This is a genomic window from Pseudomonas sp. PA-1-3F (assembly GCF_021609665.1).
Classification (GTDB): Bacteria; Pseudomonadota; Gammaproteobacteria; order Pseudomonadales; family Pseudomonadaceae; genus Aquipseudomonas; species Aquipseudomonas paracarnis.
The window spans coordinates 26,602-36,115 of sequence record NZ_WJZD01000050.1 but is presented as its reverse complement, the minus strand read 5'-3'; the positions used below and the strand labels follow the sequence as shown (position 1 = coordinate 36,115).

11 protein-coding genes are annotated in these 9,514 nt (G+C 59.8%); 4 read left to right on the top strand and 7 right to left on the bottom strand.

Annotation, left to right across the window (positions count from 1 at the left end):
• Positions 1-1,052: RNase A-like domain-containing protein (locus GIV26_RS25260; protein ID WP_236282664.1), on the top strand; the 1,052-nt coding region annotated here is incomplete at its 5' end.
• On the top strand, positions 1,049-1,351 hold the full coding sequence (locus GIV26_RS25255; protein ID WP_054922264.1) for a contact-dependent growth inhibition system immunity protein: 303 nt from the start codon (positions 1,049-1,051) through the stop codon (positions 1,349-1,351). The genes GIV26_RS25260 and GIV26_RS25255, both read left to right, overlap by 4 nt.
• Positions 1,352-1,422: 71 nt before the next feature.
• Here the strand turns inward: GIV26_RS25255 and hemB are convergent, their stop codons facing one another.
• From hemB to GIV26_RS25240, 3 genes are all read right to left on the bottom strand, one after another.
• Complete coding sequence (hemB, locus tag GIV26_RS25250) at positions 1,423-2,397, bottom strand: porphobilinogen synthase (RefSeq protein WP_236282662.1); 975 nt, start codon at positions 2,395-2,397, stop codon at positions 1,423-1,425.
• Between the two features lie 116 nt (positions 2,398-2,513).
• On the bottom strand, positions 2,514-3,356 hold the full coding sequence (locus GIV26_RS25245; protein WP_236282660.1) for a PhzF family phenazine biosynthesis protein: 843 nt from the start codon (positions 3,354-3,356) through the stop codon (positions 2,514-2,516).
• A gap of 3 nt (positions 3,357-3,359) precedes the next feature.
• Entirely contained in the window at positions 3,360-4,058 is a 699-nt protein-coding gene (locus tag GIV26_RS25240) for a glutathione S-transferase N-terminal domain-containing protein (RefSeq protein WP_034135269.1), read from the bottom strand.
• A 251-nt stretch (positions 4,059-4,309) separates the two neighbouring features.
• Between GIV26_RS25240 and GIV26_RS25235 the strand changes: the two genes are divergently transcribed.
• Both GIV26_RS25235 and GIV26_RS25230 read left to right on the top strand, forming a co-directional pair.
• Positions 4,310-5,011, top strand: a complete 702-nt coding sequence (locus tag GIV26_RS25235) for a histidine phosphatase family protein (RefSeq protein WP_236282658.1) — start codon at positions 4,310-4,312, stop codon at positions 5,009-5,011.
• Between the two features lie 58 nt (positions 5,012-5,069).
• Positions 5,070-6,125, top strand: coding sequence for a permease (locus GIV26_RS25230; RefSeq protein WP_236282656.1), 1,056 nt, complete (start codon positions 5,070-5,072; stop codon positions 6,123-6,125).
• Between the two features lie 109 nt (positions 6,126-6,234).
• Here GIV26_RS25230 and mnmH read toward each other — a convergent pair whose 3' ends face one another.
• From mnmH to GIV26_RS25210, 4 genes are all read right to left on the bottom strand, one after another.
• On the bottom strand, positions 6,235-7,338 hold the full coding sequence (gene mnmH / locus GIV26_RS25225; RefSeq protein ID WP_236282654.1) for a tRNA 2-selenouridine(34) synthase MnmH: 1,104 nt from the start codon (positions 7,336-7,338) through the stop codon (positions 6,235-6,237).
• Positions 7,338-8,372: a selenide, water dikinase SelD gene (selD, locus tag GIV26_RS25220; protein ID WP_020302053.1), complete on the bottom strand. Its 1,035-nt coding sequence runs from the start codon at positions 8,370-8,372 to the stop codon at positions 7,338-7,340. Before selD ends, mnmH begins: the two co-directional genes overlap by 1 nt.
• A 93-nt stretch (positions 8,373-8,465) precedes the next feature.
• On the bottom strand, positions 8,466-9,215 hold the full coding sequence (locus GIV26_RS25215) for a TerC family protein (protein WP_014717958.1): 750 nt from the start codon (positions 9,213-9,215) through the stop codon (positions 8,466-8,468).
• 31 nt (positions 9,216-9,246) lie between these two features.
• Positions 9,247-9,498, bottom strand: coding sequence for a hypothetical protein (locus GIV26_RS25210; protein ID WP_034125796.1), 252 nt, complete (start codon positions 9,496-9,498; stop codon positions 9,247-9,249).
• Positions 9,499-9,514: the final 16 nt, after the last annotated feature.

The following is a 9,514-nucleotide window of genomic DNA, read 5'->3' as shown; positions in this document are numbered from 1 at the left end:
ACGCCTTCGGCAACCTCATCCGCGAACGACGCGGCAAGGGCCAGCAACTCGTCACTGAGTACCGCTACGACTGCCAGCATCGGTTGGTCGGGGTTACAACGCCCAACGGCCAAACCGCCAGCTATCGGTATGACCCATTTGGACGCCGAATCAGCAAGACTGTGGACGGCAAGACCACCGAGTTTTTCTGGCAAGGCGACAAGCTGATAGCCGAACATCACGCGGAACGTCACCGCAGTTACATTTATGAACCGGACAGCTTCCGCCCGCTGGCATTGCTGCAAGGCTTCGGCCCACAAGCCACCACGCCCTACCACTACCACTACCAACTCGACCACCTCGGCACCCCGCAGGAACTGACCAGCCACGAGGGCGAAATCGTCTGGTCCGCCCACTACCGCGCCTACGGCCAGATCGCCCGGCTCGACGTAGGCAACATCGAAAACCCGCTGCGGTTTCAAGGGCAGTATTTCGATGCGGAAAGCGGACTGCACTACAACCGCCATCGCTACTACAATCCGGATATTGGTCGCTACCTGACACCGGACCCGGTGAGGTTGGCGGGTGGGATCAATGGGTACCGGTATGTGCCCAATCCCACGGGGTGGGTGGATCCGCTGGGACTAAGCTGTAAAAAAACAAGCTGCCCCGAAGGGCCTTATAGCGTAATCGTTCCAGGAGGAGGTTTAGCCGCACATGAGGCGGCAGGAGGACATCTTATGGAAAAGCATGTCGGTAGAACTGATCAACAATTGCTTGACCGCTTGAGACAGGAACCACATATCCCGGCAGCCTCTACTTTTCATGATCGCGCAACAGCTGAACTCGCCATTTCAAAGGTACTGGATAACAATCAGGACAAAATCAAAGACTTCCTAGAAGGAAACAACCAGCAGATAGTCATCACTCAACCATCCCCAGAGCCAATAGGCACAAGTTTCAAAAAGAACACTACGACACCCGTACCCGGAAAAGAAATTTACTTAATCATTCGCAGAGACCAAAAAATGCATACTGGATATCGAATTCACACAGGCTTTCCAAACCCATGAATAAAGACTACCCCGAGCTGCAGCAATTTCTTGCTGGGTATTTCAATCAAGATTGGGTTGATGATCACAAAAGCGCAAACGAAGTAATTGATTTTTTTATCTCGGAATCGTCTGAAGATACGATAGCAACAGTGCTATTAGAGCTGGAAAAACTAGTATCAGCCAAAAAAACAGAGCAAGACCTTCAAGAGTTCTTACTCTCTGATATCGGCTGTTATTACTATTACCCTAATGAATGGAATGATGGGAAAACGTGGTTGAACCATGTTGCCTTAGCATTAAAGAACGCCATTAAATAATTTTCTGGCCGAGATACGGGGCCGCTATGCAGCCCCACGCGAGCAAGCTCGCCACAAGTTAGGCGATGCCTTTAAATCCCCGCCAACGCCAAATCCATCGCAAAATACGTAAATATCAAATCCGCCCCCGCCCGCTTGATCGACCCCAACGTCTCGCGCACCACTCGATCCTCATCAATCGCCCCGGCCTGTGCGCCGAACTTGATCATCGCGTACTCACCGCTCACCTGGTACGCCGCCACCGGCAGGCGCGAGGCTTCGCGGATGTCGCGGATGATGTCGAGGTAGGCACCGGCAGGCTTGACCATCAGCGCATCAGCGCCTTCCTGTTCGTCCAGCAGCGATTCGCGCACGGCTTCGCGGCGGTTCATCGGGTTCATCTGGTAGCTTTTGCGGTCGCCCTTGAGCGCGCTGCCGCCGGCTTCTCGGAAGGGGCCGTAGAGGGCCGAGGCGAATTTGGTGGAGTAGGCCATGATCGGGATGTGGGTGAAGCCGGCATCATCCAGGGCACGGCGGATGGCCTGGACCTGGCCGTCCATCGCGGCTGACGGGGCGATCACGTCGGCGCCAGCGCGGGCGGCGGCCACGGCTTGTTTGCCGAGGTTGACCAGGGTCGCGTCGTTGTCGACATGGGCGCCGTGCATCACGCCGCAGTGGCCGTGGTCGGTGTATTCGCAGAAACAGGTGTCGGACATCACGATCATTTCCGGCACGGCGTCCTTGATGATCGAGGACATGCGCGAAACCAGGCCGCGTTCTTTCCATGTGTCGCTGCCGCTGGCGTCGAGGTGGTGGGAGACGCCGAAGGTCATCACCGACTTGATGCCGGCGCGAGCGTAACGCTCGATCTCACCGGCGAGTTTTTTCTCGGGAATGCGCAACACAGCCGGCATGCTGGTGATGGGCACGAAATCGTCGATTTCTTCTTCGACAAAAATCGGCAGTACCAGGTCGTTGAGGGTGAATTCGCTTTCCTGGAACAGGCCACGCAGCTCCGGGGAGCGGCGCAGGCGACGTGGGCGGGCTTGGGGGAACTGGCTGGTCATGGCAATCCTGAAAAATGGCTGAATACTTTGGGGCGAAAGCTTATGCCCCCAAGTCCTGGCAACACAAACGCCGAGGGGCCAATAGTGTATTGCCAGGCGCGTAACAATTCATTGATCTACAGCTGTAGACGCCCCTCGATACACAACGCCACCGCGCCGCCCACCCAGATTTCATCGCCCTGGCGCTCGATATAAATACGCCCTGCTCGCCCTATCGCCGTGCCTTGGCTGACCACGTAACGGTTGGGCGCCAGGCCTTCAGCGAGGAGCCATTGGGCCACGCCGGCATTCAAGCTGCCGGTGGCCGGGTCTTCGGCGGCGCCATCGCCAGCGACAAAAGCGCGCACTTCAAATTGCGCGTCCACCGCATCACGCGTCGGATCACAGGGAGCGATCACCCCTACGGCCAGACCCAGCAGTTGCGCATAGTCCGGTTGCAACGCAAGCACTGCGTCACGATCAGCCAGCATCACCGCCAGCCAACCCGCACCATTGTCGACCCACTGGCTGCGCACAATCGCCTCGGGCGCCAGCTTTAATGCCAGGCGTACGCGCTCCAGCAACGGCGCCTCCACGGGCCCTGCACGCAACAATGGCGGCGCGATAAACGCCAGTTGGTCACCCTGGCGACGAATACGCACCAAGCCGATTTCGCACTCCTGGATAATCTCCTCCCCACGCGGCACGCCGCCAGCCTGCAACCAGGCGTGGCAACTGCCCAAGGTTGGATGCCCGGCGAACGGCAGCTCTTTGAGGGTGGTGAAGATTCTTACCCGATAGTCAGCACGTGGGTCGCGCGGCGTCAGTAAAAACGTGGTTTCGCTGAGGTTGGTCCAATTGGCAAAGTCCGCCATCTGCTGGTCGGTGAAGCTATCGGCCCCCAGCACCACGGCCAAGGGGTTGCCTTTGAGCGGTACGCTGCTGAATACGTCCAGTTGTTGAAAATCGAAAGTCGGCATGCATCAGCTCGGAATGTTCAGGCCACGGATCACCGCAGGACGTGCGACAAAGCCGTCCAACGCGCGCAGTACGTTAGGGAAATCGGTGATGCCTACCAGGTCACCGGACTCGTAGAACCCGATCAGGTTGCGAACCCACGGAAAGATCGCAATGTCGGCGATGCTGTACTCGTCGCCCATGATCCAGGTGCGGCCCAGCAGGCGCTTTTCCAGCACGCCCAGCAAGCGCCGCGATTCGGCGGCGTAGCGATCACGCGGGCGCTTGTCCTCATACGCCTTGCCGGCGAATTTGTTGAAGAACCCCAGTTGACCAAACATCGGGCCAATGCCGCCCATCTGGAACATCAACCATTGCAGGGTTTCATAGCGTGTGGCCGGGTCTTCGGAGAGCAACTGGCTAGTCTTTTCCGCCAGGTAAATGAGGATCGCGCCGGATTCGAACAACGCCAACGGCTGCCCGCTCGGGCCGTTGGGGTCGATGATCGCAGGGATCTTGTTGTTGGGGTTCAGGGACAGGAACTCGGGAGACAACTGGTCCTGGGTGTCGAAGCTGACCTTGTGCGCCTCATAAGGCAGGCCCAGTTCTTCGAGCATGATCGACACCTTGACGCCATTGGGCGTAGGCAACGAATACAACTGCAAGCGTTCCGGGTGCTGGGCGGGCCATTTGCTGTTGATCGGGAAAGCGGCGAGTGCGTTCATCGAGAACCCCCTGGACGGAAAGTCCCCATGATAGTCATCTGCCTGCCGTCGTGCATGGGTCATCGTTGCGCAACATTTGCCGGCTAGAATCCCGCGTGGGCGAACCAAAGCGCCCGAATGCACTCTTAAGAGCGCCCGAACAATGAATGGAGGCTGCTTGCTATATCGACAGGGAACACCGCAGGACGCTGATGCGTCACTGGGGCCGGGCTTGTCCGCCTTAACCCGACGCACGAAGACTCGAACCTATCATGAAGATCAAGCCTCTGCGCCTTGTGCCACGACTCAAACGTTATTCCTACATGGTATTGCCGCTGCTGCTGGTCAGCGCTGCCATCGTCACCGCCCTGGACGCCCGTGAAAGCCGTGCGCAACCGGTCGATGGCGTACAAACCCTGGTATTCCTGCGCCACGGCGAAAAACCGGCCGGAGGCCTGGGCCAACTCAATTGCCAGGGCCTGAACCGCGCCATGAACCTGGCGACTCTGTTGCCGGAAAAGTTCGGCAAAGCCAACTATGTGTTCGCTGCCAACCCGACGCGTAACGTCGAGGAAGGCGAACTGGATAACTCCTACAGCTACATTCGCCCACTGATCACCATCAGCCCCAGCGCGATCAAGCTCGGCCTGCCGGTGAATATCGAGTTCTCAGCGAATGACACCAGTGCCCTGGCCGAAGAACTGGTCGAGGACAAGTACCGCAACGCGACCATCTACACGGCCTGGTCCCATGGTTACTTGCCGGAACTGATCAACAAAGTCGCCAGCGAAGCCGCCGGCGAAAAACACACCATTACCGATGATTGGTCTGGAAATGACTACGACTCCCTGTACGTGCTGACATTGACCTGGCACAACGGCAAGGCTTCGCTGCTCAGCCGTAACTACAAGCAAGGGCTGAATAACGGCGGGGAAAACTGCCCGGCCCCGACCCAGGTCAGCGCAGATATCTGAAGCTTGGGCCGCAGGGGCGTATGATGCCGGGCTATCGACTCACCTGCGGATCATCTCCATGTCCAACCTCGCTTCCACCCAGCCCAACCGCGGCTGGGCATTCTGGTGCAAACCTGCGCTGTTTCTCCTGGTGGCCTGCATCGGCCTCTACTATGTGAAGTGGTCGCCCTACTACCTAAAGGCGTTTGTAGCGGCCGACAACCACAGCATTGGCGCCTCGATTCTCAATGACCAGCAAAGCTCGCCTCTGGCGGCGGCGCTGGCCTATGCCCAGGTGTATTTCCTGGCCATCTGGAAAGCCGCCGTACTGGCAGTGATCCTCGGTTCATTGCTGCAGGTATTGATCCCCCGCGACTGGCTGCTGCGCCTGTTTGGCCGCGCCGGGCTGGGCTCGACCCTGCGCGGTGGGCTGTTCGCCCTGCCGGGGATGATGTGCAGTTGCTGCGCGGCCCCGGTGGCGGCGGGCATGCGCCGCCAGCAGGTGTCGGTCGGCGCGGCGCTGGCGTTCTGGATTGCCAACCCGGTATTGAACCCGGCGACATTGGTGTTCATGGGCTTTGTGCTGGGCTGGGGTTTCACCGCGCTGCGGCTGGTGGCGGGGATTGTGCTGGTGGTGGGCGTGTCCCTGGTGACACAGCGCATTGCGCGCCCGGACCAGGTGCCGGAAGCAGCACTTGAAGCCGTTGCCGACGTCAGCACAGTGGAGTCGCAACCGTTCCTGAGCCGCTGGTTACGCACGCTGTGGCAGCTGTTCTGGAGCACTATCCCGGTTTATATCCTGGCGGTGCTGATCCTCGGCGCGGCACGGGTTTGGCTGTTCCCTCATGTGGACGGGGCGATGGCCGACAGCCTGGTGTGGCTGGTGCCGCTGGCGATTGTGGGCACGCTGTTTGTGATTCCGACAGCGGCAGAGATTCCCATCGTACAAACCATGATGGCCCTGGGCATGGGCACCGGCCCGGCCGTTGCCTTGCTGATGACCCTGCCGAGCGTGAGCCTGCCGTCGCTGTTGATGCTGCGCAAGGATTTCGATGCGCGGGTGCTGGTGACGGTGGCCGGGTTGACCATGCTCGTGGGGGTGGTGTGTGGGTTGATTGGGGCGGTGATTCTTTAGAGTTTCAGTGGGGCTGATGGCCTCATCGCAGGCAAGCCAGCTCCCACCTTTGTATGTATTCACACTTCAAAAGGTGGGAGCTGGCTTGCCTGCGATGGCGTCCGAAAGGTCACCCCACCCGAGCTGCTCGCTCGCGCAAATACTCCACCACCGCACCCTGCTCCCCGGCAAACTCGATACGCGCGCCCTTGCTCTCGCGCTGGAACGCATACATCGGGTCGTAATACTCACGCAGCAAGCCTTCAATCCATACCCGATGCAACTCCACTGCGCCGCTGCGTGCCTGTTCGGCCAGGGCCTTCTGCAACACCGCCTGCAACCGTTGGAAACGCTCGCCGCCCAGGCGCTTGTGAATATTGGCCAGGCTCTGGGTCAGGCGCTCGGCAAATAATCGCTGGCCGGTTTCCCCAAACACCTCAATGAACTCGGCGCACAGGTCCACCACGTAATCCTTCAGGATGCGCTCGACACGGCCCTCGACGCTGTCTTCCAGCCACACCATAGGAAACGTCTGCATGCCCTTGTGCAATGGCAGCGGCAGCGCACAGCTGCCGATCATGCGGCTCTCGTCCTCGACCACAAACTGCTCGATACCACCTGCGCGCTTCTTCAGCAAATCCACCGCCAGGCGATTTTCGAAGTCGATATTGGAGGGTTGCGCCGTGGCGCGCTTGCCGAAACTGGAACCGCGATGGTTGGCGTGCCCTTCCAAATCCAGGGCATTGCGCAGTTGGCCGAGCACTTCGGTCTTGCCGGTGCCGGTCATGCCGCCCAGCAGTACGAAATCACACTGGGCAGTCGCCTGCTCCAGGGTTTCCAGCAGGAAGGTACGCATGGCCTTGTAGCCACCGCCGACGCGGGGGTATTCGATGCCCGCTTCGGTTTTCAACCATTGCTGCACGATCTGCGAACGCAGGCCGCCCCGAAAGCAGTACAGGTAGCCATTGGGGTTAGCCTGGGCAAACTGCGCCCACTGGTCGATGCGCTCGGCCTTGATTGCCCCCGACACCAGTTCATGCCCCAGCACGATTGCCGCTTGCTGGCCTTGCTGCTTGTAACAGGTGCCGACTCGCTGGCGCTCATCGTCGGTCATCAGCGGCAGGTTGATCACCCCGGGGAACGCGCCCTTGGTGAATTCGACCGGCGCGCGGGTATCCATCATCGGCCGGTCGTTGAGGAAAATGTCGCGGTAATCGGTGATGTCCGTCGCCATCAAATCACCTCAACCGCGTTGGTCTGTCGCTCCAGCAGTTCACCGATAGGCTCAAGGGCCAAGCCCAGCTCGGCAGCCACGGCGTGGAACTCGGCATCACCTTCCGGGGTAACGGCGATCAGCAGGCCACCGCTGGTCTGGGGGTCGCACAGCACGCGCTTGTGCAGCTCCTGCACACGCCCCAGCTTGCTGGCGTAGCTCTCGAAGTTGCGCAAGGTGCCACCCGGCACGCAGCCCTGGTCCAGGTAATACTCCACCCCCGGCAGGCGCGGAACCTTTGCATAGTCGATACGGGCCGTCAGGCCACTGCCATCGGCCATTTCCACCAGGTGGCCAAGCAGGCCGAAACCAGTGACATCGGTCATGGCCGTCACACCGGCCAACTTGCCGAAACGGCTGCCCGGCTTGTTGAGTGTGCACATCCAGTCACGCGCCAGGCCGATATCCGCCTCGCGCAGCTTGCCCTTCTTCTCGGCGGTGGTGAGGATGCCGATGCCCAGGGGCTTGGTCAGGTACAGGCGGCAACCGGCGGTAGCCGTGTCGTTACGCTTCATATGGCGCTTTTGCACGATGCCGGTCACGGCCAGGCCGAAGATCGGCTCCGGCGCGTCGATGGAATGCCCGCCCGCAAGCGGAATGCCAGCTGCGTCGCACACCGCCCGACCGCCGCGAATCACTTCGCGAGCAATCTCCGGCGCGAGCACATTGACCGGCCAGCCGAGAATGGCGATGGCCATCAAGGGATCGCCGCCCATGGCGTAGATATCGCTGATGGCATTGGTGGCGGCGATGCGGCCGAAGTCGAACGGGTCGTCGACAATCGGCATGAAAAAGTCCGTGGTGGACACCACGCCGCGCTCGTCGTCGATGGCGTATACCGCCGCATCGTCGCGGGAGGCATTGCCCACCCACAGGTTGGGGTCGAGGTTCTGTGCACCGCTGCCCGCAAGGATCACTTCCAGGACCTGTGGCGAAATCTTGCAACCGCAACCCGCACCGTGGCTGTACTGGGTAAGGCGAATCGGCTCGTTCATGGGGGACCTCAAGCTATCAAGTGGGCCGATTCTAGCAGACAGCAAAAGGCCGGCTGGGCTCTTGTGAGCACAGCCGGCCTGTTTGTTCAGCGGTTACTGGCGCGCAGCGAGCAAACGTGCGTGCCGGTTACGCCGGGCGATGTTCAAGCATTCGATCGCCGCCGAGAAGGCCATGGCCGCATACACGTAGCCTTTTGGTACGTGGGCGCCGAAGCCTTCGGCGATCAGCGTCATGCCGATCATGATCAAGAAGCCCAGGGCCAGCATCACCACGGTCGGGTTGTCGTTGATGAACTTGGCCAACGGCTCAGCGGCCACCAGCATCACGATCACCGAGACCACCACGGCAATGATCATGATCGGCAAGTGCTCGGTCATGCCCACGGCGGTGATGATGCTGTCGATGGAGAACACCAGGTCGAGCATCAGGATCTGGCCGATGGCGGCGGCAAAACCGATGGTCACGGTGTTGCTGACGGTTGCCTTCTCTTCAGGCTCCGGGTCCATGCTGTGATGGATCTCGGTGGTCGCCTTCCACACCAGGAACAGGCCGCCGGCGATCAGGATCATGTCCTTCCACGAGAACGCCTGGCCGAAAACCTCGAACACCGGTGTCGTCAATTGCACGATGAATGCGATGGTGCTCAACAGGCCCAGGCGCAATATCAACGCCATGCTGATACCAATGCGCCGCGCCTTGGCCCGGTGCTTCTCCGGCAGTTTGTTGGTGAGGATCGAGATAAAGATCAGGTTATCGATGCCCAGCACGATTTCCATGACGATCAAGGTCGCCAGTGCGACCCAGGCGGTGGGGCTGGCGGCCAGTTGTAGAAGGTAATCCATAGGTCAGTCCTGACGTGGTAGTGCTGGGGAATTAGGTTTCTTTGGTGTCGGATTCAGCAGCGTTTTCGGCGTCTTTTTCCTGCTTCTCAGGGCTGATCAAGCCCTGGGTTGCTTCACTCAATGCCTGCTCGGCGGCCTTGTGGGTGTCGTCGATGGCCTGCTTGGCCGACTCGGTGGCTTTGCCCAGCACCTGTTGCGCGCTTTTCTCGACTTGATCACAGCCGCTGACCACTACCAATGAAAGCGCAAGCAACGACGCCGCGCCCAGGGAATTGAGTTTCATGATGTATTCCTCGTTA